The following is a 24,900-nucleotide window of genomic DNA, read 5'->3' as shown; positions in this document are numbered from 1 at the left end:
GAGATATGTTACGCAATATTCTATTCCTGCTGGTTTTATCCCCCTCGTTGCTTCCTCTGGTCAGTCACAGTCAAAGCATTAATAACTTTTCTCAGGCTAAAGCGGTCGCTGCAAAAATTAATCAGGATGCACCCGGCAGTTTTTACTGCGGATGCAAAATTGATTGGCAAGGCAAAAAAGGTATTCCTGACCTAAAAAGCTGCGGCTATCAACCAAGAAAAAACGCCCAGCGAGCGGCAAGGATTGAGTGGGAGCATGTGGTTCCAGCGTGGCAATTTGGCCACCAGCGCCAATGCTGGCAACAAGGTGGCCGCAAAAACTGCACTAAAGATCCCATCTATCGCCAGATAGAGACCGATTTACACAATCTGCAACCGGCTATTGGCGAAGTGAATGGTGACCGCAGTAACTTCATGTATTCCCAATGGAATGGCGGCCAGGGCCAATACGGCCAGTGTGATATGAAAATCGATTTTAAAAATAAACTGGCAGAGCCGCCAGTACGTGCTCGCGGAGCAATTGCACGCACCTATTTTTATATGCGTGACCAGTATCAACTGCGACTTTCCAGCCAACAAAGCAAGCTATTTGAGGTCTGGAACCGCCAGTATCCCGTCACGGACTGGGAATGCCAGCGTGATGAGCGGGTGGCTAAAGCTCAGGGTAATCATAACCCTTATGTACAACGGGCTTGCCAGCAGCGAAAAGGCTAATCTAGTATACTGGTCAACGTTTTCGTTTCAGGACTCAGAGCAACTCATGCGCATCCCCCGCATTTATCATCCGCAGCCTTTACAGGCAAATACCGAATTGGCGCTCAGTGATGAAGCTGCCAATCATGTAGGCCGTGTACTGCGGATGACTGAAGGCCAAAGCCTGCAATTATTTGATGGCAGCAACCAGGTTTTTGCCGCCGAAATTGTCCGCTCAGATAAAAAAAGCCTGCTGGTTCGGCTTGGTGAAGGGCAATTGGAAGACCGTGAATCACCACTGAACTTACATTTGGGTCAGGTGATTTCCCGTGGCGAGAAAATGGAATTTACGGTGCAAAAATCCATTGAATTGGGTGTCAATGTGATTACTCCGCTGTTTTCTGAACGTTGTGGGGTTAAGCTTGATGGCGAACGTTTAGCGAAGAAACTCCAGCAATGGCAGAAAATTGCTATCGCTGCCTGCGAACAGTGTGGCCGCAATAGGATCCCGGAAATCCGTAGCGCCATGCAACTATCAGACTGGTGTGCTGAGCAGGATGATAGCCTGAAACTGAACCTGCATCCGCGCGCCAGCAACAGCATCAATACCCTTCCCCCTACACTCAACAACGTGCGTTTGTTGATTGGCCCGGAGGGCGGCCTCTCTGCCGATGAAATTGCCATGACCTCGCGCCTTGGATTTACTGATATCCTGCTAGGTCCGCGAGTTCTACGTACCGAAACTACAGCGCTTACCGCAATCACTGCTTTACAGGTGCGGTTTGGTGATCTGGGATAAAATTCGTTCCCACTAGGAGAGAAGAATGATCAAGCTCGGCATCGTAATGGACCCAATCTCGTCCATTAATATCAAGAAAGACTCCAGCTTCGCCATGCTGTTGGAAGCACAGCGCCGTGGTTGGGAACTGCATTACATGGAGATGGGCGACCTGTACTTACAGGGCGGTGAAGGCAGAGCCAGTACCCGTCTACTCAGCGTAAAACAGGATAAAGAGAGTTGGTTCAATTTCGGCGCTGAACAGGATATCCCCCTGCACGACCTTGATGTCATCCTGATGCGCAAAGATCCGCCGTTTGATACTGAATTCATCTATGCCACCTATATTCTCGAACGCGCAGAAGATAAGGGCACACTGGTCGTGAACAAGCCGCAGAGCCTGCGTGACTGTAATGAGAAGTTGTTTACCGCCTGGTTCCCTGAATTAACCCCGGATACCCTGGTCAGCCGCGATAAAGACCGCATTCGTAAATTCCATCAAAAACACGGTGATATCATTCTGAAACCACTGGATGGAATGGGAGGGACCTCAATCTTCCGTGTGAAACAAGATGATCCTAACCTGTCGGTGATTATTGAAACGCTGACCGAATTGGGCAGCCGATTCTGCATGGCGCAGAACTTCCTGCCCGCCATTAAAGAAGGCGATAAACGGGTCTTGGTGGTTGACGGCGAGCCGGTACCTTACTGCCTGGCACGTATCCCGGCTCAAGGTGAAACCCGTGGTAATCTGGCGGCCGGCGGCCGAGGCGAAGCTCGTCCACTTAGTGAGAGCGACTGGGCCATTGCCCGCGCTGTCGCACCGGTACTGAAGCAAAAAGGCTTAATTTTTGTCGGATTGGATATTATCGGCGATCGTCTGACTGAAATTAACGTCACCAGTCCGACCTGCATCCGCGAAATTGAAGCTGCCTTCCCGGATGTGTCCATCACCAAAATGCTGATGGATGCAATTGAAGTGCGGTTAGCTAATAAATAAACCGGATACCCCGCCCAAAGTGATTGGAGTTGCAGGTAGGCGGCAAGAGAGTAACAAATTGGTCGGGAACCGATTTGAACAGCAGTTATGCTAGCCCGCAGGGTGAGCCTCAAGGATGAGGCTCATTAATCCCGATGAGCTTACGCAGTCAAGTGATTCGGGTGCGTGAACGCAGCCAACACCCCTGCAGCTTCAAGGACGAAGGGGATCCGTGACTTTATTGGCATTTATCCGCATACTGACAAAAGTTCACCCCTTAACTCAGCGAATCCCCTATATAACATAATGAATTTACAGCATCATTTTCTTATCGCTATGCCTTCACTTCAGGACCCTCAATTTATGCGCTCGGTTATTTACATCTGCGAGCATAACCAAGAGGGCGCAATGGGTTTGGTGATAAACAAGCCTATGGAGCAGTTCACAGTAGAAACCGTGCTGAAAAAACTAAAAATCAATCCTTCACCACGAGACCCGGCGATACGCCTGGATAAACCGGTATTAGCCGGTGGGCCATTGGCAGAGGATCGGGGTTTTATCCTGCATTCACCCCGTGAAGGTTTCGGCTCCAGTATTCCTATCTCACCCGATACGATGATAACCACCTCCAAAGATGTACTGGAGACGCTAGGGACACCAGAACAACCTAAAAATTTACTGGTGGCATTGGGTTATGCAGGCTGGCAACAGGGGCAGCTAGAACAGGAATTGCTGGACAACGCCTGGTTGACGATTGAGGCTGACACTAACATTCTGTTCCACACGCCAATTGCTGAACGCTGGCAGGCTGCAGCCAACAAGTTGGGTATCAATATCTTTAATATTGCTCCGCAAGCAGGACACGCTTAATGGCTAATCGTACAATTGTTGCCTTTGATTTTGGGACTAAAAGTATCGGCGTAGCCATTGGACAAGAAGTGACCGGCACTGCCCGCGCGCTAACGTCATTTAAAGCGCAAGATGGCACACCAGACTGGCAGAAAGTCGAAAAACTGCTGAAAGAGTGGCAACCTGATTTAGTTGTCGTCGGGCTGCCGCTGAATATGGATGGCACCGAGCAACCCCTAACCGCGCGCGCGCGTAGATTTGCCAACCGCTTACATGGCCGCTTTGGTGTACAAATAGCCTTACAGGATGAACGCCTCAGCACAGTAGAAGCTCGCGCCAACTTGTTCGACAGTGGTGGTTACCGTGCGTTGGATAAAGGCAGTGTCGATGCCGCCTCTGCGGTCATTATTCTGGAAAGTTGGTTTGATGAACAGGCGGGTTGAATCGGATTTTATCCAGCTTCGGTTACTGTTCTGCATATTGTGTTTCCACCGTCTGGTTTGACAATCCCCCGCATATCGTGACACCTGCGCCCACAGGATTGTATACTGAACCTATGCCAATCAGCGGCTCAAAATATTGCACACCCCATGCGGGTGTTTTTTACATTTATTGAGGTTTTCTCATGACAAAAGTGACTGTTGCTGCGACTCAAATGGCTTGCTCTTGGGACCTGCCTAAGAACATTGAAAATGCTGAGAAACTGGTGCGTCAAGCGCACGCCAAAGGCGCACAGATCATCCTGATTCAGGAGCTGTTTGCCGCACCTTATTTCTGTATTGATCAAAGCCCGGAACACTATGCACTGGCCCAAGAGCTGGATAATAGCCCGTTAATTAAGCACTTCGCCAAACTGGCCGCCGAGCTGGAAGTGGTGTTACCGCTGAGCTTCTTTGAGAAAGCCAACAACGCTTATTATAACTCGCTGGTTATGATTGATGCTGATGGCTCAGTGCTGGATGTGTATCGTAAAACCCATATCCCTAACGGCCCGGCTTATCAGGAAAAACAATTCTTTATTCCGGGCGATACCGGTTTTAAAGTCTGGCAAACTCGTTATGCCAAAGTTGGCGTCGGCATCTGTTGGGATCAATGGTTCCCAGAAACGGCCCGTAGTCTGGCACTGCTTGGTGCGGAAATTATCTTCTACCCGACCGCAATTGGCTCCGAACCGGCCTATCCTGAAATCGATAGCCAACCACACTGGACCCGAGTGCAGCAGGGCCACGCCGCTGCAAATCTGGTACCCGTAATTGCGTCTAACCGTATCGGTACCGAGAAAAGTAAATTTATAGCGGGCCTGGAAATGACCTTCTACGGGTCTTCGTTCATCGCTGACCAAACTGGCGCTCTGCTGGCTCAGGCTAACAAAACAGACGAAGCTGTTTTGGTGCATGAGTTTGATTTGCAAGAGATTGCGGCACAGCGCGCTTCATGGGGCTTGTTCCGCGATCGCCGCCCGGAAATGTATCAGGCTTTAGCGACTTCTGACGGCAAGACCCGGAGATAATTTATGTCTGCACAAGACGCGATGTTACAAGTTTCAGCTTCACAAGCCCTACCCGGCACACCGCAACAGGATGGCTTCTTTATGCCTGCCGAATGGGCAAAGCAGGATGCGGTCTGGATGCTGTGGCCATATCGTCAAGATAACTGGCGTGGCAAGGGGGCTCCCGCTCAGCAGACGTTTGCCAAAGTCGCTGCGGCCATCAGCGGCACAACCCCCGTATTTATGGGCGTGCCCGCCGAATTTATGGCTCAGGCTAAAGCAACCCTGCCAGCTAACGTAACACTGGTCGAAATGGCCAGTGATGATGCCTGGATGCGTGACACCGGCCCGACAATGGTGATTAACGGTAGCGGTGAACGCCGTGCGGTGGATTGGCAATTCAACGCATGGGGCGGCCTTAACGGTGGCCTGTATGCCAACTGGCAACAAGATGAGAAAGTTGCCGTTCAGGTAAGTGACTTCCTGCATAATGCCCATTACAGCGCCCCTCTGGTATTAGAAGGTGGGTCGATTCACACCGATGGTGAAGGTACTCTGCTAACCACCGCTGAATGTTTACTGAATCCAAACCGCAATCCGCATCTGAATCAAGCGCAGATTGAACAGTTATTGCGTGAATACCTGGGTGTTACACACTTCATCTGGTTGCAAGATGGCGTTTATAACGATGAAACTGATGGTCATATCGACAATATGTGCTGCTTTGTTCGCCCAGGTGAAGTTGCTCTACATTGGACCGACGATCAACAGGATCCACAGTACGCACGATCAGTTGCTGCTTTTGATGTGTTATCCAACGCGGTTGATGCCAAAGGCCGCAAGCTAAAAATCTGGAAACTACCCGCTCCCGGCCCGTTGTATAACACCGAAGAAGAGACTTTCGACGTGCTATCCAGTGATGCAGTTCCGCGTACTGCAGGTGAACGACTGGCTGGCTCTTACGTCAACTTTTTGATCAGTAACCAACAAATTATTTACCCGTTGTTGGATGAGCGCACCGATGGGCTGGCGCAAGATCTGTTGCAACAGATGTTCCCAGACTTTGCCATTACCGGTGTTCCCGCCCGAGAGATCCTGCTCGGTGGGGGGAATATTCACTGTATTACTCAGCAGATCCCTTCAGCATAATTACCCTTCGTACTTGGAGCCGTGGCGGTGTTAGCGGCTCTATCTTAATTGACTAATATGGTGCTCAGCCAATACGCCCTGTTCCTCCCGCTGTGCCATCCCTTGCTCAAAAGTTTGCATCCCCCATTGCGCACCAGCTTGTATCACATTCGCTAGCTGATAGGTTTTACCTTCGCGAATCAAATGACTGACTGCCGTGGTTTGTGTCAGGATCTCGAATACAGCTATGCGCCCACCGCCCACCTTATGACACAATTTTTGTGCGATAACGGCACGCAAACTGGCTGCCAATTGTGCCTGAATAGTGGCTTTCTCTGCCGCAGGGAAAACATCTACCAACCGATCAATTGCCTGTGTTGCAGTGCGAGTATGTAACGTAGCTAGCACCAAATGCCCCGTTTCAGCGGCGGTTAGGGCTAAACGAATCGTATCCAGATCACGTAACTCACCCAACAAAATAATATCGGGATCCTGACGCAGCGCCCCAGTTAAGGCATGACTAAAAGATGGGGTATGGCTCCCCAGTTCCCGCTGCTGGATCAAACATGAAAGGCTGCTATGGACAAACTCAATCGGATCTTCAAGCGTAATGATATGACGCGCCTGATGCTGATTGATGGCACTAATCATCGCGCTTAATGTCGTGGACTTGCCACTGCCCGTTGCACCGGTAACCAAAATCAACCCATTCTCTTGCTCAATGAGTTGGTGAATAATCGGTGGGACATCCAATTCCTCCAGTGATGGGCAAGCCGCAGAGATAATACGAAAAGCTACCGATTGCCCCTGCTGCTGCTGAAAAATATTAGCCCGTAGCCTTTGCCCGGTAACTGTTGTGTAAGCGCAGTCCACCTGCCCCATTTGCCACAATCGACGATATTGCTCCTCACTTAATAAATGCCGACAGAACTTATTGAGCCAGTTGGCACTCACCCGTGGCCAATGCGTGAAGGTTTTCAGTGCACCATCGATACGTAATACCGGATGATAATCGGTACAAAGGTGCAGATCCGATGCGTTATGATTTACACTAGCCGCCACCTTATTTGCGAAGTCCTGTTCGTCAAAGACATCATCGGTATGTTCAGGACTTTCTAAATCAATGCATTTAGCTGTGCCACCGCTAAATACAGGGTTATCCAGGTCGGTGTCTTTATCATCCAGACCGGTGAAATCCATATCAAACTCCTGGGTCCATATGAGCACAATTGAGCAGAATCTACAGGATGTCAGAGCGCGGATCGCAACAGTTGCACACAATTGCGCACGCTCTCCACAAGAAGTGACATTGCTTGCAGTCAGTAAAACCAAACCTGTGAGCGCTATCGAAGAAGCCATCGCGGCTGGGCAATATGCTTTTGGCGAAAACTATGTGCAGGAAGGGGTCGATAAAATCCACTATTTTGCCAATAACGCCCATAGTACCGATCTTGAATGGCACTTTATTGGCCCGCTGCAATCCAATAAAAGCCGGTTAGTGGCAGAAAATTTTGCCTGGTGCCATACCGTCGATCGGCTAAAGATAGCCCAGCGCCTAAGCACTCAGCGCCCGGCAGCGATGGCCGCGCTGAATATACTGATTCAGGTCAATATCAGTGATGAGCAAAGTAAGTCAGGGATTGCCTTAACAGAGCTACCCGCATTAGCAGCCAGTATTAGCGAACTGCCTAACCTGAGCTTAAGGGGGTTGATGGCTATTCCTGCACCGGAAAGCGATTACCAGCGGCAACTGGTTGTATTTGAACAAATGAATCAGGCTTTCTTGACTTTAAAAGCCAGCTACCCTCAGATAGATACGCTTTCTATGGGCATGACAGATGATATGGCGGCCGCTATTAGTGCCGGAAGTACATTAGTGCGTATTGGTACTGCCATTTTTGGTACCCGCGCTTAACCCCCAAAGTCATTGGCGTCAGAGCCGCTAATGTTAATTAACACCTTCGGGCTGCGGCTTTAAGTACCAAGGGCATAGGAGAAATTGATGCAACATCGCAACATAACATTCATTGGCGCTGGCAATATGGCACGCGCAATTATCGCGGGTTTGGTTGCCGGTGGTTATCCCGCTAAAATGATCAGCGTTTGCGCGCCTTCCGCTAAAAATCGTGATGCTCTGGCCGCTGAATTTGGTGTCATCAGTAGTGATGATAATAACGCTCAGGCACAAAAAGCCGGGGTGGTCGTTTTAGCGGTTAAACCGCAATTAATGGCCGATGTATGCCAGGCATTGCGAAACAATGTCGATTTCACTGACAAACTGGTACTTTCCATTGCTGCGGGTGTTCAGGTCTCACGTTTCTATGCGCTCTTGGGGGATAAACTCAATTTGGTGCGTATTATGCCTAATACCCCATCGCTGGTGGGTAAAGGGATGAGTGGCCTATATGCACCGGAGCAGGTTTCGCAAAACGATCGCAACTTTACCGCTTCGCTGATGAAGGCAGTGGGTAAAGTCTGTTGGGTGAATGACGAGGACGACATTAACAACGTTATTGCTGCAGCAGGCAGTGCACCAGCCTATTTCTTCCTGTTTATGGAAGCAATGCAACAGGAAGCCGAACGGTTAGGTTTTGATAGTGAAACCGCACGCCTGCTGGTACAACAAGCCGCCTCTGGAGCGACTGCACTCGTGGAAGCGAACCCGCAATTGCCACTCTCGGCGCTGCGGGAGCAGGTAACCTCGAAAGGAGGGACTACAGCCGAGGCAATTAGGGTATTTAACGAGCAGCATTTATCCGCAACTGTTGCTAGCGCCATGCAAGCCACTATCAAACGAGCGAAAGAAATGGAAAAGCTGTTCTAACCACGACAAAATTTACAAAATCCGACACTACCCTTATTGCTTTCTCGTTAAGATAGGGGTGTATAAAGTACGTGATAGAATCTCTATTTGCGTATATCCAAAATTAAGGATAAGGACTAAAGCAACTCATGCTAACGCTGACTTTTTTGGCCAAAACGGTCATTGACCTGTATGTGATGGTACTGCTGTTGCGTATCTGGATGCAGTGGGTTCACAGCGATTTCTATAACCCATTCTCACAATTTGTGGTGAAAATCACCCAGCCGATTGTTGGCCCACTGCGTCGGATTATTCCTTCAATGGGGCCAATCGACAGCGCATCACTGCTGCTGGCATACTTGCTGATGACCATCAAGTTCCCACTGTTGCTGCTGATTGGTAGCGGTGCAATCTCACTCAACCCTTATAATCTGCTGTTTGGTGTTATCGCACTGTTTAAAGCTGCGGGTTACCTGATTTTCTGGGTGATGATTATCCGTGCATTGATGAGTTGGGTGAGTCAGGGCCGCAGTCCGATGGACTATCTGCTGTATCAGTTGACTGAGCCTTTAATGGCTCCGATTCGCCGCATCTTACCGGCCATGGGTGGTATCGATTTTTCGGCGATGATCGTTATTCTTATCCTGTATCTGATCAACTTCTTAGGTATGGATATGCTAGGCGAGCTTTGGGTTATGTTGTGAGTGCAGTAACACCCTTGCTGGACGGGCTGGTTTTGAGGCTATATATTCAGCCCAAAGCCAGCCGTGATCAGATAGTCGGGTTACATGGCGATGAACTAAAAGTCGCCATTACCGCCCCGCCCGTAGATGGTCAAGCTAATACCCATTTGATCAAGTTTATCGCTAAACAATTTCGGGTAGCCAAAAGTCAGGTAGTTATCGAAAAAGGTGAACTGGGGCGGCACAAACAGATCAAAATTGTTAACCCGCAACAGATCCCACCAGAAGTTGCGGCACTGCTCGAGTGATGGGACTTCCCGCAAGAATAACTGTCAGCTCTAATAAAATTCAGGATCCCCTCCATGCAAAAAATAGTATTAGCCACCGGTAACCCCGGCAAAGTGCGTGAGTTGGCAAATTTGCTGGCCGATTTTGGTTTGGATGTCGTCGCACAAACCGAACTAGGCGTAGAATCCGCCGATGAAACTGGCTTAACTTTTATCGAAAATGCCATATTAAAAGCGCGCCATGCCGCACAAATTACCGGTTTACCGGCTATCGCAGATGACTCAGGCCTTGCTGTTGATGCGCTAGGTGGCGCGCCAGGAATTTACTCCGCACGCTTCGCGGGTACTGATGCCAGTGATCAAGATAACCTCGAAAAACTGCTAGTGGCGTTGAAAGATGTCCCCGATGCAAAACGCAGCGCCCAATTCCACTGCGTGCTGGTTTACATGCGCCATGCAGAAGACCCAACACCTTTAGTATTTCACGGCCAATGGCCGGGTGTGATTGCCCATCAACCTGCTGGTGCGGCTGGATTTGGTTATGATCCTATTTTCTACATCCCGGCGTTGAGTAAAACCGCCGCAGAATTAACTCGTGAAGAGAAGCACGCAGTATCACACCGTGGTCAGGCGCTGAAACTGATGTTGGATGCACTACGTAATGCTTAAGTTACCGCCGCTCAGTCTCTATATTCATATTCCCTGGTGTGTGCAGAAGTGCCCTTACTGTGACTTTAACTCTCATGCACTGAAAGGTGATGTTCCTCATCAGGAATATGTAGAACACTTATTAGCGGATCTTGATGCCGACGTACCACTGACCAGTGGTCGTGAAATCAGCACTATTTTTATTGGTGGGGGCACCCCGAGTTTACTCAGCGCCGCAGCGATGCAACAACTGCTTGATGGTGTGCGTGCCAGACTCCCCCTTGCAGCCGATGCTGAAATCACCATGGAAGCAAACCCAGGCGCGGTCGAGGCTGACCGCTTCAGCGGCTATCAACGCGCCGGTATTAACCGTATCTCCATCGGCGTACAAAGCTTTAGCGCACAGAAATTAACGCGTCTTGGGCGGATTCATGGGCCAGATGAAGCTAAACGAGCCGCGGAGCTGGCAACCTCACTGAATTTACGTAGTTTTAATCTGGATTTAATGCACGGCTTGCCTGATCAAACATTGGAAGAGGCGCTGGACGATTTGCGCCAAGCTATCGCACTGAATCCGCCGCATTTATCTTGGTATCAACTGACGATTGAGCCTAATACTGGTTTCAGTTCACGCCCGCCGGTTCTGCCAGATGACGATGCACTATGGGATATTTTCCAGCAGGGGCATCAATTACTTACTGCTGCCGGATATCAGCAATATGAAACCTCGGCTTATGCCAAACTAGGCTACCAGTGTCAACATAACCTCAATTACTGGCGTTTTGGTGATTATCTGGGCATTGGTTGCGGGGCGCACGGTAAAGTCACTTTTAGCGATGGCCGTATCTTACGGACGATAAAAACCAAACATCCTCGTGGCTTTATGCAGGGTAAATATCTGGATAAACAGTATGAAGTGGAAACGGCTGACCGGCCTTTTGAGTTCTTTATGAACCGTTTCCGGTTATTAGAAGCCGCACCGCGTGCAGATTTCTACCACTTCACTGGTCTGGCTGAAAGCACCATTCGCCCACAGTTAGACGAGGCATTGGCCAAAGGATATTTAATCGAAACAGAGGAGTACTGGCAGATTACCGAGAAAGGAAAATTATTCCTTAACTCACTGCTAGAACTGTTTTTGTAAACTTGATGCGTAAAAAAGCAGGTTCAGGTGAAGCCCACAACCTGAACCTGCTTTAGCTCCCCCCTGCGGCTTCAAGTTCAAGGAGGATTTAGTTCAGCGCCTTAAATAAATCCTTACGCTGCTGTTCCAGTGTCGTCACCCGCCCACAGACTTCATGGCCAAACTGCTGGAACTCCTGTTCCTGATTGTTCCATTCGTTCTGAATAGCCTGTTGTAACCCACCCAGATTGCCCATAATCGCTTGCAACGGATTATTACCGCTACTACCACTGGTCGCCTGCTTAACCCCCATCTCGTTCAAGCTATCTTGCAACACACCGCCCATACTTTGCTGCACTAACTGGCGACCATCTTTTTCTACCTGATCGATGGCCTGATGATGGAAGGTTAAACCATCGCTACGTTTCTCAATGATACGGTTCATCTGTTGCTTGAGTTGATCATTCAATGTGGTGAGCCGGTTACGCACATTACTGCTGCTCCCCAATTGCTGAACAATCACTTTATCCAAAGAAACTCGTGCTTTTTCAAGATGCTGCTGCGCGCCCTGATCTATCCACGGCAAATCTTTGCGCAATGCAGTCTGGTAACGGAACGCCTGTTGGCGCTGCGCATCAGTCAGCGTCAGTGTTTTACCATTACGGGTAACATCGCCATCCGGCGAAATCTGCAAATTACCGCTGGCCCCCACTATCCGCACAGATTGCGGGCTGATGATCACATCATCCTGCGGTTTTACACTGCACTGATATTCAGCTTGCACCTGTCCAGCAGTCAGCATCAATACCGCCAGAGCTGCCGTTCGTAATGCGTTCATTTTATGTAACATAAGACTCCTGAAGCGCTGTTTTAAAAAATGGAGCGGCCAATCCGCTGTGCCAATAGCTCTAAGGCAGCAGTTCCGGCAAGAGAGTTCCCCGCATGATCCAATTCTGGTGACCACACCGCAATACACAACTCATCCGGCACTATAGCGATAATGCCGCCACCTACCCCTGATTTGCCCGGCATACCAACGCGGAAGGCAAATTCGCCCGCCCCATCGTACATGCCACTGGTAATCATCAAGGCATTAATTTGCCGTGCCTGTATCGGCGTAATCAGCGGGCTATGCCCACCAATACTGCGCCCCTGGTTTGCCAGATAGACAAAACAGCGAGCCAGTTCGACACAGCTCATACGCAGAGCGCAGTAGTGAAAATAGGTCTGAAGCACCGTCAGTACATCGTTATCAAAATTATCAAAAGACTTCATCAGATAAGCGATAGCCGCGTTGCGATCTGAATGTTCGAACTCAGAGCGGGCCACTCGAGGATCATAGCTGATGCTATCATCGCTCACGAGTTGGCGCACCACTTCCAACATCCGCTGCTTCGGCGCACTCAAGCGACTTTGTAACATATCGCATACCACCAGCGCCCCTGGATTAATAAAAGGATTGCGTGGTTTACCTTTTTCTAACTCTAGCTGAACCAATGAGTTAAAGGGTTGGCCGGAGGGTTCTTTGCCCACCCGCTGCCACACCTCTTGCTCACCGTAACGGGATAATGCCAGAGTCAGACTTAACACTTTCGAAATCGATTGGATAGAGAAGCGCTCATCAGCATCCCCAGCTTGAAAAATCTCGCCATCCAACGTACACACAGCAATACCCAGCTTATCTGCCGAGACCTCTGCCAACGCTGGAATATAATCAGCAACCTTCCCCTGACCAATCAGCGGGCGAACCTGCTGCAAGATGTCTGCCAGCAAGGCATTATTTAAGATTGTTGCTACCTCTAAAATTTTTGCCAAAAAGATGCTCCCAATAGAACCCAGTAACAGTTTCCACTAGCCGTGCCCGATAAAAACAAAGGCGCCTGCTTAGGCGCCCTTATTAATTATCTGCCGTTAAACTGGAAGATCAATCCCACCAGATATCAAACAGCTCACTGGTTTCTACATTTTTCAACTTACGAGCTTCCAGCCATTTAGTAACCAACGCACGGTGCTCATCAGTGCAATGACCGATCTCTTGCAGGCAAATCAGACCTTCCCACTGCAAGTAGCCACTACCATCAAATGCCAGGCCATTTGCTTCAATGACTTCATCGATAAAAGCATCGACAGTTTCATCAATTACATCAACACCAGTCCCTTCAGGGAAGGACCATTGTACGGAAAAACCCAATTCCTGAAACTCGCCGATATGCATCTTCTTGCGTAAACGACGACTGCGATTGTTAGCCATTATTCTTTCCTCTCAAACATTAGATCCCAAACGCCATGTCCCAGACGCTGGCCACGTAATTCAAACTTTGTCAGCGGACGCGAATCCGGACGAGGAACATAATCATTCTGTTCTGAAAGGTTGCGGTATCCGTTTACACCTGACATCACTTCCAGCATATGTTCCGCATAATGTTGCCAGTCGGTCGCCATATGGAACACGCCCCCCACTTTTAATTTACTTCTCACCAATTCAACAAAAGGCGTCTGGACGATACGACGCTTATTATGGCGTGCTTTGTGCCATGGGTCAGGGAAGAATAGCTGTACCATATCCAGTGAAGCATCTGGAATCATATTTTCCAGCACTTCAACTGCATCATGGCACATGATCCGCAAGTTGCTTAGCCCAGCCTCGTGAGCAGACCCCAAACAAGCACCAACTCCCGGAGAATGTACTTCTATTCCCAGAAAATTCTGCTGTGGATTACTGGCAGCCATAGTCACCAGTGAAGTCCCCATCCCGAAACCAATTTCCAGTACCACCGGAGCTTCGCGGCCAAACAAGGTGTTTATGTCAACCGGCGTTGCCTGATATTCCACGCCCATCACCGGCCAGTAGCTATCTAGCGCCAGTTGTTGACCTTTGGTCAGCCGCCCCTGACGACGGACAAAACTACGAATACGGCGCATGACTCGGCCGTTTTCATCAAATTCCGGGGATATGACGTCATTTATCATGGTGCTTTCTGTCTGTTGATTGCGTATGTGAACGCGCATTATGCAAAGATACGGTAGTTTATCAACTCTGGGCGTCATAAGTACAAAATTAAGCAGTAAATAACGTAGATATAACCAAAGTGGCCGATTCAAGTCAGTGATTCGGGTGCGGATTCGAGTGGGTGAGTGCCGCTAACACAGTTGTAGATTCAAGTACGAAGGGGGTTTACAGGGTGAGAACTCTATGCTGCAATCCAGCCCTAATTCATTACCTGCCGGATATTGGTACCAACTTATGATGCAAGCGCAACAATTCGCGCACGAGGTACTTGAGTGGTACCAACGCTTTGGCCGTAAAACCTTGCCGTGGCAATTGGATAAAACACCCTATCAGGTATGGTTATCAGAAGTGATGTTGCAACAGACTCAGGTTGCGACCGTCATTCCCTATTTTCAACGCTTTATGTTGCGCTTCCCTGATATCCGCGCGCTGGCAGCGGCACCGTTGGATGAAGTTCTGCATTTATGGACCGGGCTGGGTTACTACGCCCGTGCCAGAAATCTGCATAAAGCCGCCCAAACGGTTGTTGAACGCCATCAAGGCGAGTTCCCTACTACCTTTGACGAGATTCTCGCATTGCCGGGGATTGGGCGCTCCACCGCAGGGGCTATTTTGTCGCTCTCGTTAGGCAAACATTTTCCTATTTTAGATGGTAACGTCAAACGAGTGCTGGCCCGTTGTTACGCGGTTAAGGGATGGCCCGGTAAAAAAGAAGTCGAAGGTCACCTGTGGCAAATCAGTGAAGATGTTACGCCAGCCCAAGGTGTAGGTCAGTTTAATCAGGCGATGATGGATTTAGGTGCCACCGTTTGCACTCGTTCTAAACCCAAGTGTGAGCTTTGCCCACTAAATACCGGTTGTATGGCTTATGCTAATCACAGTTGGGCACGCTACCCTGGCAAAAAACCCAAGCAGACATTGCCAGAGAAAACAGCTTACTTTTTGTTGATGCAAAACGGCTCGCAGGTATGGCTCGAACAGCGGCCCCCAGTAGGTCTATGGGGTGGGCTGTTCTGCTTCCCACAATTTGCTGAACAAGCCGAACTGGAGCGTTGGTTGCAGCAACAGAGTATTGCCAGCAGCGGCTTGCAGCAGTTAACTGCTTTTCGTCATACCTTCAGTCACTTCCATCTGGATATTGTCCCGATGTGGTTGAATGCGGCATCATCCCGCGGATGCATGGATGATGGTGCAGGTCTCTGGTATAACTTAGCACAACCACCCGCAGTAGGATTGGCTGCCCCAGTTGAACGTTTATTACATCAGTTGGCAAAACAGCCGAGTAACCAACATAGCTAACCCCCCTGCAACTTCAAGTATGAAGGGTATAGCAACATAGAAGAGGATTTAGCATGAGCAGAACGATTTTTTGCACTTTTTTAAAAACAGATGCTGAGGGGCAGGATTTTCAGCTCTATCCAGGTGAAATCGGCAAACGTATCTATAACGAAATATCAAAAGAGGCTTGGTCACAATGGATAACCAAGCAAACCATGCTGATTAACGAGAAAAAACTGAGCATGATGAATGTGGAAGACCGAAAACTGCTAGAGCAGGAGATGGTTAACTTCCTGTTCGAAGGGCAGGATGTTCATATTGAAGGTTATACTCCACCGAGTAAGTAACCACACGGGGTCTGCGCTGGCCCCGCTGTTATGCCTCATCAAGATATGGCTTGTAAGATGAAGAAAATTTTAGCTTTGTTGGTAATTGCACCATTGTTAGTGTCTTGCTCAGGCAATAAGAATCAAACAGAAAACGAAGCCTATGTCAAAGACACCAACGGTTTTGAGATTTTAATGGGCCAATTTGCTCATAACATTGAAAATATTTGGGGATTAAAAGAAGTCTTAATCGCGGGGCCAAAAGATTACGTTAAGTATACGGATCAATATCAAACCCGCAGCCATATCAACTTCGATGCCGGTACGATTACGGTTGAAACCATTGCCACGACAGATCCGGCGGCTCACTTGCGTCAGGCCATTATCACCACACTTTTAATGGGTGATGATCCCGGCTCTATCGACCTCTATTCGGATGTTAACGATATTCAGATCAGTAAAGAACCGTTCCTCTATGGGCAGGTGCTAGATAACAATGGTCAGCCGATCCGCTGGGAATGGCGTGCGGCCCATTTTGCTGATTACCTGCTACAAACCAGAATGCAAAAACGCACTTCCGGCCTGCATGTTATCTGGTCGGTCACCTTGCAATTGGTTCCTAACCATCTGGATCAACGCGCCCATAAATACCTACCACTGGTGCGCCAATCAGCGGAGCGTTATGGCGTCGAAGAGTCATTGATCCTGGCAATTATGCAAACAGAATCTAGCTTCAACCCATATGCGGTCAGCGGCTCTGATGCGTTGGGCCTGATGCAAGTTGTGCAGCATACTGCCGGGCGAGATGTGTTCAAAATGAAAGGTAAAAGTGGCCAACCAAGCCGTAGCTATCTGTTTGATCCAGAAAATAATATTGATGCAGGTACTGCATATCTGTCAATTCTGCAAAATACCTATTTAGGCGGAATTCAGAATGCCACCTCACGGCGTTATGCTGTTATTACCTCTTATAACGGCGGTGCAGGTAGCGTATTGCGGGTATTCTCCAGCGATAAGATCCAGGCAGTGAATATTATTAACAATATGGCGCCTGGAGATGTATTCCAAACGCTGACCACTAAACACCCTTCTGGTGAATCTCGCCGTTATCTGGTGAAAGTGAACAGCGCGCAGAAGAGCTATCGCCGCCACTAATTTTGTTGATAGTGGATTTTATAGCCAAAGAAATTGGCGTTGCAGGTAGCTGGCAAATCATCTGCAACGTCAATTCTTAAGGACAATTGGAATAGCACAGCTAACCCCTGTGCCATTTTTATATCTAAAGTGTGATCGCCTGACAAAAGTGCACATTTGAATAACAACCATTCGCAATAAAATGTTTATAGTATGGATAATCATTCTATCTCTACTATCGGCAGATTGAGCAAATGGACTTTGGACTTACCCTGTTTGAAATGGTGGTAATCTTCTCCACTATGGTCATCGCTTATATAATCTTTGGTATTACAGGTTTTGGTTCTGCATTAATTGCCAGCCCGATATTGGCGCTATTTATTCCTGTCGCTAAGATTGTCCCATTATTGGCAATTGTCGATATGTTCGCAGCCATTACCAATGTGGCCCGCCATAGCCGTCATGCCGACCTTGCTGAACTTAAGCGATTAGTCCCACTAATGATTATTGGTAGTCTGATCGGCGCGACGTTACTGCTACGTACTCGCCCCGATATTTTGCTACTGGCGCTCGGCATATTTGTTATTTTCTATGCCATTTATGCCCTCAGCCGGCGTAAACCACAAGGGCAATTCAAACCTGTTGCAGCCATTCCTTTTGGCTTGATTGGCGGTGTCTTCAGTGCGTTGTTTGGCAGTGGCGGATTTATCTATGCTATTTATTTATCTGGCAGGATAGCTAGCAAAGATAATTTACGGATCACCCAGACCACGCTTATCGGCCTAAGTACCCTCACGCGAGTTATTTTATTTACGCTGGCAGGGGTCTATATGGATATATCTATTTTATGGATGGTGCTACTGCTGGTGCCGGGGATGCTAGTTGGTTTGGCTATCGCCAATAAAATCAGTTTAGGGATAAGCCGCGACCAGCTTATTCGATTAATAAATATCCTATTGCTGATTTCCGGTACAGTTTTAGTCGCGCGCTATTTAGGTTACTGATATTCCTAATTTGTAATGATTTTTTGTTAGACAGCCGATACTTTCATCGGCTGTCTATCAATACCTCAGTTTACGGCGTAATGACATAACCAAAGATACGCCGCCACTCTACATCACCTTTTTCGATATAAACGCCCTGTAATTCTGGCGAGAAGCCCGGCAATAAATTAATTCCCTCTTCCAACGCCAGGAAATAACGCTGTACCGCCCCACCCCACATTTCACCCGGAACCACGCACAATACGCCCGGCGGATAAGGTAGTGCACCTTCAGCAGCAATGCGCCCTTCAGCCTCGGCAATAGGGACAAGCTCGATATTATCGCGGATAAACTGGATATTGGCATCTTGCGGGTTCATTAACACCGGTGGGAAGCTGGCTTTGCGGAACATATCCTTTTGCAGTTGTTTAACATCATAGCTGACATAGAGGTCATGCATTTCTTGGCATAGTTGGCGTAAAGTATAGCCGCGATAGCGCTCTTCATTCTTACGATATATCGTCGGTAATACATCACACAGTAAAGCATCTTGCTCCACGTAGCGCTCAAACTGAGCCAGCATATCAACCAGATGCGCCATTTTTGCTGGATTTTCTGCCGGAGTTAGCAAGAACAGAATCGAATTCAGATCGCATTTTTCCGGCACAATACCATTCTCACGCAGGAAGGTAGCCAATATTGCTGCCGGAACACCAAACTCAGTATATTGGCCGCTGTTGGCATCGATACCCGGTGTCGTCAGTAATAACTTACAAGGATCAACCAGATATTGGTCTTGGTTATACCCTTCAAATCCATGCCAACGTTCATTAGGCACAAAATTAAAGAAACGTGCGTCATTAGCAATGATATCCGTATCGTAATCTTGCCAATTTTTACCGCCGACAGTGGGAGGAATAAATGGCCGCAACATAGAGCAGCGTTCTAATAATAGTTTACGGGTATCGATGCCCAACTTGACACAATCCATCCACATACGGCGGCCACTGTCACCAGAATGAATTTTGGCATTAATATCCAGTGCGGCAAATAATGGGTAGAACGGGCTGGTTGAAGCATGCAACATAAATGCATTATTAAAACGTTTATGATTACAGTGCCGTTTTTGCCCTTTGATATGATTATCTTTTTTATGTACCTGCGAGGTTTGGGAGAAACCAGCCTGCTGCTTGTGCACTGACTGAGTCACGATAATCCCAGGATCATTTTCATTTAAATCCAGCAGTAGCGGTGAGAAATCCTTCATCATCGGAATAAACTGTTCGTAACCTACCCACGCAGAATCAAATAGAATGTAATCACACAAATGGCCAATACTATCAACCACCTGACGTGCGTTATACACCGTACCATCGTAGGTACCCAACTGAATGATTGCCAATCTGAATGGCCGCTCCTCTTCTGCCCGTTCGGGGGCAACTTCACGCAATTGCTGGCGTAAATAACGCTCGTCAAAACAATGAGCATCAATACCACCAATAAAACCGAACGGATTGCGGGCAGTTTCCAAATAGATTGGTGTCGCCCCAGCCTGAATCAGCGCACCATGATGGTTAGATTTATGGTTATTACGATCGAACAGAACCAAATCACCGCGAGTCAATAAGGCGTTAGTTACCACCTTATTAGCAGCCGACGTACCATTCAAAACAAAATAAGTTTTATCCGCATTGAAGACCTTAGCCGCATATTTTTGTGCATCCTTGGCAGCACCTTCATGGATCAATAAATCACCCAGTTTAACGTCCGCATTGCACATATCTGAACGGAAAATGGTCTCGCCATAAAATTCAAAAAACTGGCGACCGGCAGGATGCTTACGGAAAAACTCGCCGCCCTGATGCCCTGGGCAAGCAAAAGTTGAATTATTCATCTCGACATATTTTTTCAATGTTGAGAAAAATGGCGGTAATAGATTTTTTTGATACTCACTGGCAGCAGCTTCTACCTGAGCATTGTAAAAAGCTTTGTTTGCCTCGCCGAGCGTAATAATCCCCTTAATCAGGGGCAAATAATCAGCAGAAACCGTCTGTTGTGCCGTGACAGCAACAAAAGTAGGAATAGCAAAACCCAGATCATGCAATTTTGACAATATACCGGCATTCGCATCTTCAACCGACATCACGACAGCGGCAACATCAGTAAAATCGGTTTGATTGAGGTATACCATTCCCCGCTGGCTTTCTATATAAGAAGCCAAACGAGCGCTTGTTGCTATTTTTAATAGTGTCATGTCACTTACTCTCAAACGGTCAGGTATGAGGCTGCCATTTTGGCATGTATATGGCATCGCATAAGGTGCAGATTTTATGTGATGCCGGCAAATTGATATCTATTACGCACACGATAATCAGCTCAAATAGAAGCTATAATAACGAGTTAACTGGTCTTCGCTCCGACCAATAGACATCAGTAAAATCAGAGAGTTAACTCTATTTTTAATAATATCTAACAGTGAGCGACAGATAGCCTTACCGCATGAAAGTAACAAGGAACTTAACAGCAGAACAACAGGAGAAATAGCATGAGAAGCGCTCATTATGCATTGAATAGTCTACTACTGTCATAACCGCCTCCTGCTTACGTAATCCAAATGATATGGGTTAGAGAGATGAATAGTAACGCTAAATTTTCGCAATAATTGCATGTTTTGCTGGCCGGTTCAACCTTGCATGTCAATAAAAATGCACTTTTAGTGAATATCTAAGCTATTGTTATTTAACAGACTGAAAAATAAAAAAGCTATAAATCAAGCAGATGAAATATTCACATGCGCTATAAAAATTAACTGCTCAACAGTTTTCTCACTATTTTTGCATGAAAAGAGAGCAACCGATCGCCTTTATAAGAGAAACTCATTGACTGCTTGCCGCCAATACGGTTTAATGCGCCCCGTTGCCCGGATAGCTCAGTCGGTAGAGCAGGGGATTGAAAATCCCCGTGTCCTTGGTTCGATTCCGAGTCCGGGCACCACTATTTAAGCTTGTTTGTTACTACGGCTGAACATCAGTCTTAACAAGCAGGTGATTAGACAGGAATACGATACCTCATAATTTCGTCATATGGATTGTAAAAATAGTTAGCAATCAATTAGCTCACTTGTTAAATTAAGTGGGCTTTGTTACGTGTTATGGTTACACAGAGTTTCCTCTAGTGTCAAATCAGCAAGGCTCACTGAGCCCTTGCCTCAAGCTGTTACATCAACTCTTTTTCCAAAATATCCCGCAAGCTATCAACGTTTTCATCGATATACTCAAGAGTTGATTGGATGCTGACATGCCCCAATAGCTTTTTGACGGCCTGAAGGTTCCTATCCGGGGATTTCATCATATGCGTGGCAATAGTGTGTCTGAAACGGTGTGGGCTCACAGTAAAACGGCATTCTTTGGACAGACGTCGGAAAAATGCCCGTAATGGATATTGATCCATTTCTAACGGATATTTATCGCGACGACGTAAATCAAATCGCCCAACATTAAATAATTGATCTTGTGGTTCTGCACCGGCATCTAGCGCTCTGTTAACCAGTAGCTTCAACTGTGGGAACAGCGCGGATACTATTGGTACACGGTGCTCTTTGTGATTCTTAGAACCCGCGATCCTCAGCTCAATACTCCGCTCATCTAAATTGATGTCACATAATCGTAGATGCAGCAGTTGATTTTGCCGCATACCGGTATAACGTAAAACATCTAATACCGTAAGCCAAAACCATGAAGGATAAAACGCGTGATTACGGGTATTAAAACAATGTGACGCGGGTAAATCCCTTTCTCTTTGAAAGTATTGTTTCATCAATAGATAGAGACTATTCATTTGCCCTAACGTCAGAATTTTCTTTTTCTTAATACCCGCTCTTACCACAGATCCATTAAATGGATTTTCCTCATGTTTTAATAGTTTTTTCTTCATACCAAAATTAAATAATGCACGAAGATGAGCTACCTTATTATTCCAGGTTCGCGGTTCCAGTCTCAAATCGTTCAATACATACCGACGCCATTCTAATACAATTTGATCACTAATTTCATGCGGAAGTTTGGTTGTATATTGTTCAAACGAGTTTACAACTTTCTGATAACTCCATTCTGTCGCAGGGCGTAGAGATTTACTGAAAAAATATTTTTCCAAGAGCAATTAAAATGTTATATGGCTCATTTTTGACTTCCTTGTTCAACCAATATTAATGGGTTACCCATGACTATCATAACGTTAAATAACTCTATATAGATAGACATAGGGTAACCATTAATAAATTGAAAGTTACAGACCCAATATATTCATATTAACAATATCATTCCCCTTGGCCTCTTTATATTCTGCCTCTAACATTGCTGTTAATTGATGCTGTTTCTCAATGAGAGTAAATAAAAGAAGCTCTTGAACTTCTATATGGTCAATGTGATAGGCTGCGTAAGCCAAAGCCCTACATTGGCATTCAACATCGATACATGTAGGGATGAGTGGCGTGATAAGCTCATATTGTTCCATGATACCCCCTATATGCGGGTAGGCGGCCAGCAAAACACAAAACATAATCAGAAACAAAGCGTTGACGCGCTGATTTCTCATCCGTCGCCGTTACACGTAACATAATAGGGGCTGTTTTCGTCTGAATACGGTTGATCGCTACAAAGATATAAGTACACTTTGGTGCAGCCATAGCGTTAGTCCTTTTAACGTGATGGTTAGAGGCCCGGCTAGTGTTGTAGCACTACTGGGCTTCGCTAATAGTAAACCTTGGACTGAGTCAAGGTGTGGTCCACTATAAAATCAAGGTGGGCCACACGTCAATGACTTTATAACCTATGTCAGTTAGATTAAAATTTTTAGGAACTAAGCTATGGCTACCGGAAACATAAATGCAAAATCAAAAGCCTTAAAAGCTCGAGTTCCTCACAATGTAGTAGAAGCAATGGAGTCAGTTAAGAAAGCTGATGAGAGTACAGCTCAATTTATAGTTACATCGATGCAAACAGAAATTGAACGCAGACTAAAGGATAAAAAGTAATGGATAATTATATTAGTACGGCTAGTTGCTCCCTAAAAATGGTTATCTTGCGGGATTGAAATATTTAGTTATTGCAATAAGATAACCATTCACTTCCTGAATGCCCCCCTACTCTCTCTTTATATAAATAGCAGTTATAAAAATCCTTTTGTCTGAAACATCTAAACCTATTGTCTTAAAATCATTAATAGACTATCCGCCGGAGGTGAAACGGTACCATAAATTTTGGCAACAGGGATCAGGTAGCCATTAAAGGATTTACTCCCTTCTTTCTCTTCGCAACAATACACATTCACCCCATTGGTTTGGCGTTTATGGAGTTTTAGCTTCTCAAATTGTTTTTGCACCATGCGCCAATCACATGGAGGTTCGCCTAAAGTTTGCTTATTTTCCGCCATGAATTGATAAAAAATAGTTGGCGATCTCATAAATACATAACCTGAAATGATAAATACTGATGAGTCAATTGTATTAACTGCAATTAATTGTTCTAAAATACTCTTTTTCACCCATTGATGAAAAATAGATCCCAGATTAAAGTTCTCATTCTGGGCTATTGGGACAGTATTTTGTTTTATATCAGAGCCGTCATATCCTGTAATTATTAACTGTTCATTAGCTGTATCCACAGGAAGCTCTGCCGGTGATTCAAATGATGAGCCCGCTGAAACCCGAATAGCATCCAGCACAATGGTATTCACTATCCCTGACTCATGTCGAAACCCCGTTAAATACAACGATAAGATTTTCAGCACATTCGGCCAAGTACTCAACCAGATCAGTGCTTCATAAGGAATTATTTTCCAAGCCAACATCGCGCTCAGACTTTGAACCTGCACGGTATCAGCCATAGGGGTAAAACGAAAACGGTAAGGTTCGCCAGGTAGAAAATTAAGCGGTATCCAACGCTGCCCACTTTGCAGCTCAACCTCAATCTGGCACAACCTGTCGAGTGACTGGAGCATAGCTGCATAGACAATCACCGAGTTCCAGGCGGCACTCTGCGAGGCCTGCTCTTCCGGTTGCGCCCCGACAGGCAACAGGTAGTTTTTTGATAGCCGGGCAGCATAGGCTACCGTTTCGAGCAGATGATCCACCATCCCCCCCAGGTAAGCATGATGATCGCTCTCCGTTGCAGGGAACTGCTGCATCAGAGTGACGCAGTGTTCAAGTGGCTGCAGGTAATACTGCTGATACATGTCGTTAGGCAGTGACGAATAATCCCACAGCATTTGCAAACATTGACGACGTCGTGGTGTTGCCAACTGTTCACGGGCCGACACCGGCGCGTGATAGCCGTTCGGTAACTGGACTGATAGCAATTGCGTTGCAGTAGATTTCTCACCGCTACTGACTTTTACTGACGAGACAGGTAGATACTTCAGGAGAGACTTCAGCATAAGCCGTCATCTCCCTGCTTACGCCATCCAGCCTGACGGTGAATGATGCGGTGAATAATCTGCGGGTCGAGTTCGAAAGGGAGTTGCATAGCGTGCTCCTGTTTCCCTGGGAAATGGGAGCCCCACTCTATAAATGCGAAGTATTACGGTAACAAACAACTCTATATGAGAGTTTAAAGCTTTATTCGGGGTTTGCAGACCAATGATATATACAAGATTCTCAATGAAACACGCCCCAATACTACCGGGGCGCTGAACTCAGTATTATGCCACTGATT

Annotated in this window: 28 protein-coding genes and 1 tRNA gene; 19 read left to right on the top strand and 10 right to left on the bottom strand. The window is 47.0% G+C overall.

Annotation, left to right across the window (positions count from 1 at the left end):
* The first annotated feature begins 5 nt into the window (after positions 1–5).
* The 7 genes from endA to aguA all read left to right on the top strand — a co-directional run bounded on the left by endA (position 6) and on the right by aguA (position 5,936).
* Complete coding sequence (endA, locus tag EL015_RS03980) at positions 6–713, top strand: deoxyribonuclease I (protein WP_005192825.1); 708 nt, start codon at positions 6–8, stop codon at positions 711–713.
* Between the two features lie 46 nt (positions 714–759).
* Complete coding sequence (gene rsmE / locus EL015_RS03975; protein WP_005192827.1) at positions 760–1,491, top strand: 16S rRNA (uracil(1498)-N(3))-methyltransferase; 732 nt, start codon at positions 760–762, stop codon at positions 1,489–1,491.
* A gap of 25 nt (positions 1,492–1,516) precedes the next feature.
* The gene (gene gshB / locus EL015_RS03970) at positions 1,517–2,470 is read left to right on the top strand and encodes a glutathione synthase (protein WP_005192828.1); all 954 of its coding nucleotides are present in this window, start codon (positions 1,517–1,519) and stop codon (positions 2,468–2,470) included.
* Positions 2,471–2,755: 285 nt separating this feature from the next.
* Entirely contained in the window at positions 2,756–3,319 is a 564-nt protein-coding gene (locus tag EL015_RS03965; RefSeq protein ID WP_005192513.1) for a YqgE/AlgH family protein, read from the top strand.
* A complete protein-coding gene (gene ruvX / locus EL015_RS03960; protein WP_005157116.1) occupies positions 3,319–3,741 on the top strand; it encodes a Holliday junction resolvase RuvX in 423 nt (140 codons plus the stop codon). Before EL015_RS03965 ends, ruvX begins: the two co-directional genes overlap by 1 nt.
* A gap of 182 nt (positions 3,742–3,923) precedes the next feature.
* Positions 3,924–4,808: an N-carbamoylputrescine amidase gene (gene aguB / locus EL015_RS03955; protein WP_005192514.1), complete on the top strand. Its 885-nt coding sequence runs from the start codon at positions 3,924–3,926 to the stop codon at positions 4,806–4,808.
* A 3-nt stretch (positions 4,809–4,811) separates the two neighbouring features.
* Positions 4,812–5,936 carry an agmatine deiminase gene (gene aguA / locus EL015_RS03950; RefSeq protein WP_005192515.1) on the top strand — a complete coding sequence of 375 codons (1,125 nt, stop codon included), beginning with the start codon at positions 4,812–4,814 and terminating at the stop codon, positions 5,934–5,936.
* A gap of 39 nt (positions 5,937–5,975) precedes the next feature.
* On the opposite strand, the gene EL015_RS03945 is transcribed toward aguA, so the two are convergent.
* Positions 5,976–7,115, bottom strand: coding sequence for a type IV pilus twitching motility protein PilT (locus EL015_RS03945; protein WP_005192530.1), 1,140 nt, complete (start codon positions 7,113–7,115; stop codon positions 5,976–5,978).
* Between the two features lie 19 nt (positions 7,116–7,134).
* Between EL015_RS03945 and EL015_RS03940 the strand changes: the two genes are divergently transcribed.
* From EL015_RS03940 to hemW, 6 genes are all read left to right on the top strand, one after another.
* Positions 7,135–7,830, top strand: a complete 696-nt coding sequence (locus EL015_RS03940) for a YggS family pyridoxal phosphate-dependent enzyme (protein WP_032907931.1) — start codon at positions 7,135–7,137, stop codon at positions 7,828–7,830.
* Positions 7,831–7,917: 87 nt separating this feature from the next.
* Positions 7,918–8,739, top strand: a complete 822-nt coding sequence (gene proC, locus EL015_RS03935) for a pyrroline-5-carboxylate reductase (RefSeq protein ID WP_005192532.1) — start codon at positions 7,918–7,920, stop codon at positions 8,737–8,739.
* 128 nt (positions 8,740–8,867) lie between these two features.
* The gene (locus EL015_RS03930; RefSeq protein ID WP_005192533.1) at positions 8,868–9,422 is read left to right on the top strand and encodes a YggT family protein; all 555 of its coding nucleotides are present in this window, start codon (positions 8,868–8,870) and stop codon (positions 9,420–9,422) included.
* Entirely contained in the window at positions 9,419–9,709 is a 291-nt protein-coding gene (gene yggU, locus EL015_RS03925; protein ID WP_032907933.1) for a DUF167 family protein YggU, read from the top strand. The genes EL015_RS03930 and yggU overlap by 4 nt, the downstream gene beginning before the upstream one ends.
* Positions 9,710–9,763: 54 nt before the next feature.
* Positions 9,764–10,357, top strand: a complete 594-nt coding sequence (locus EL015_RS03920; protein ID WP_005192535.1) for an XTP/dITP diphosphatase — start codon at positions 9,764–9,766, stop codon at positions 10,355–10,357.
* Positions 10,350–11,480, top strand: a complete 1,131-nt coding sequence (hemW, locus tag EL015_RS03915; protein WP_032907934.1) for a radical SAM family heme chaperone HemW — start codon at positions 10,350–10,352, stop codon at positions 11,478–11,480. Before EL015_RS03920 ends, hemW begins: the two co-directional genes overlap by 8 nt.
* An 88-nt stretch (positions 11,481–11,568) precedes the next feature.
* Here the strand turns inward: hemW and EL015_RS03910 are convergent, their stop codons facing one another.
* The 4 genes from EL015_RS03910 to trmB form a co-directional block, all read right to left on the bottom strand.
* Positions 11,569–12,309, bottom strand: a complete 741-nt coding sequence (locus tag EL015_RS03910; protein ID WP_005192550.1) for a YggN family protein — start codon at positions 12,307–12,309, stop codon at positions 11,569–11,571.
* Between the two features lie 20 nt (positions 12,310–12,329).
* On the bottom strand, positions 12,330–13,274 hold the full coding sequence (glsB, locus tag EL015_RS03905) for a glutaminase B (protein WP_005192553.1): 945 nt from the start codon (positions 13,272–13,274) through the stop codon (positions 12,330–12,332).
* Between the two features lie 109 nt (positions 13,275–13,383).
* Complete coding sequence (locus EL015_RS03900) at positions 13,384–13,710, bottom strand: YggL family protein (protein WP_032907936.1); 327 nt, start codon at positions 13,708–13,710, stop codon at positions 13,384–13,386.
* Entirely contained in the window at positions 13,710–14,429 is a 720-nt protein-coding gene (trmB, locus tag EL015_RS03895) for a tRNA (guanosine(46)-N7)-methyltransferase TrmB (RefSeq protein WP_005192556.1), read from the bottom strand. The genes EL015_RS03900 and trmB overlap by 1 nt, the downstream gene beginning before the upstream one ends.
* 223 nt (positions 14,430–14,652) lie before the next feature.
* Between trmB and mutY the strand changes: the two genes are divergently transcribed.
* From mutY to EL015_RS03875, 4 genes are all read left to right on the top strand, one after another.
* Complete coding sequence (gene mutY / locus EL015_RS03890; protein ID WP_005192568.1) at positions 14,653–15,768, top strand: A/G-specific adenine glycosylase; 1,116 nt, start codon at positions 14,653–14,655, stop codon at positions 15,766–15,768.
* Positions 15,769–15,821: 53 nt separating this feature from the next.
* The gene (locus EL015_RS03885; protein WP_005192570.1) at positions 15,822–16,094 is read left to right on the top strand and encodes an oxidative damage protection protein; all 273 of its coding nucleotides are present in this window, start codon (positions 15,822–15,824) and stop codon (positions 16,092–16,094) included.
* A 57-nt stretch (positions 16,095–16,151) separates the two neighbouring features.
* On the top strand, positions 16,152–17,228 hold the full coding sequence (gene mltC, locus EL015_RS03880) for a membrane-bound lytic murein transglycosylase MltC (protein ID WP_032907938.1): 1,077 nt from the start codon (positions 16,152–16,154) through the stop codon (positions 17,226–17,228).
* A 233-nt stretch (positions 17,229–17,461) separates the two neighbouring features.
* The gene (locus tag EL015_RS03875) at positions 17,462–18,211 is read left to right on the top strand and encodes a sulfite exporter TauE/SafE family protein (RefSeq protein WP_032907939.1); all 750 of its coding nucleotides are present in this window, start codon (positions 17,462–17,464) and stop codon (positions 18,209–18,211) included.
* A gap of 70 nt (positions 18,212–18,281) precedes the next feature.
* Here EL015_RS03875 and speF read toward each other — a convergent pair whose 3' ends face one another.
* Entirely contained in the window at positions 18,282–20,444 is a 2,163-nt protein-coding gene (speF, locus tag EL015_RS03870; RefSeq protein WP_005192575.1) for an ornithine decarboxylase SpeF, read from the bottom strand.
* 664 nt (positions 20,445–21,108) lie between these two features.
* On the opposite strand from speF, the gene EL015_RS03865 reads away from it, so the two are divergent.
* Positions 21,109–21,184, top strand: a tRNA-Phe gene (locus EL015_RS03865).
* A gap of 222 nt (positions 21,185–21,406) precedes the next feature.
* Here EL015_RS03865 and EL015_RS03860 read toward each other — a convergent pair.
* The 3 genes from EL015_RS03860 to EL015_RS22145 form a co-directional block, all read right to left on the bottom strand.
* Positions 21,407–22,348, bottom strand: a complete 942-nt coding sequence (locus EL015_RS03860) for a tyrosine-type recombinase/integrase (RefSeq protein ID WP_032907940.1) — start codon at positions 22,346–22,348, stop codon at positions 21,407–21,409.
* A 126-nt stretch (positions 22,349–22,474) separates the two neighbouring features.
* Positions 22,475–22,702 (bottom strand): hypothetical protein, encoded by a 228-nt coding sequence (locus EL015_RS03855; RefSeq protein ID WP_005173658.1) that lies wholly within the window; start codon positions 22,700–22,702, stop codon positions 22,475–22,477.
* On the bottom strand, positions 22,689–22,805 hold the full coding sequence (locus tag EL015_RS22145; protein WP_390899773.1) for a host cell division inhibitor Icd-like protein: 117 nt from the start codon (positions 22,803–22,805) through the stop codon (positions 22,689–22,691). Before EL015_RS22145 ends, EL015_RS03855 begins: the two co-directional genes overlap by 14 nt.
* A gap of 249 nt (positions 22,806–23,054) precedes the next feature.
* On the opposite strand from EL015_RS22145, the gene EL015_RS03845 reads away from it, so the two are divergent.
* Entirely contained in the window at positions 23,055–23,222 is a 168-nt protein-coding gene (locus EL015_RS03845) for a YlcI/YnfO family protein (RefSeq protein WP_005157167.1), read from the top strand.
* 167 nt (positions 23,223–23,389) lie between these two features.
* Here the strand turns inward: EL015_RS03845 and EL015_RS03840 are convergent, their stop codons facing one another.
* Positions 23,390–24,622: a TraI domain-containing protein gene (locus EL015_RS03840; protein ID WP_005192582.1), complete on the bottom strand. Its 1,233-nt coding sequence runs from the start codon at positions 24,620–24,622 to the stop codon at positions 23,390–23,392.
* Positions 24,623–24,900: the final 278 nt, after the last annotated feature.

The organism is Yersinia intermedia, assembly GCF_900635455.1.
Lineage (GTDB): Bacteria > Pseudomonadota > Gammaproteobacteria > Enterobacterales > Enterobacteriaceae > Yersinia > Yersinia intermedia.
This window is presented reverse-complemented; position numbering and strand designations above follow the sequence as displayed.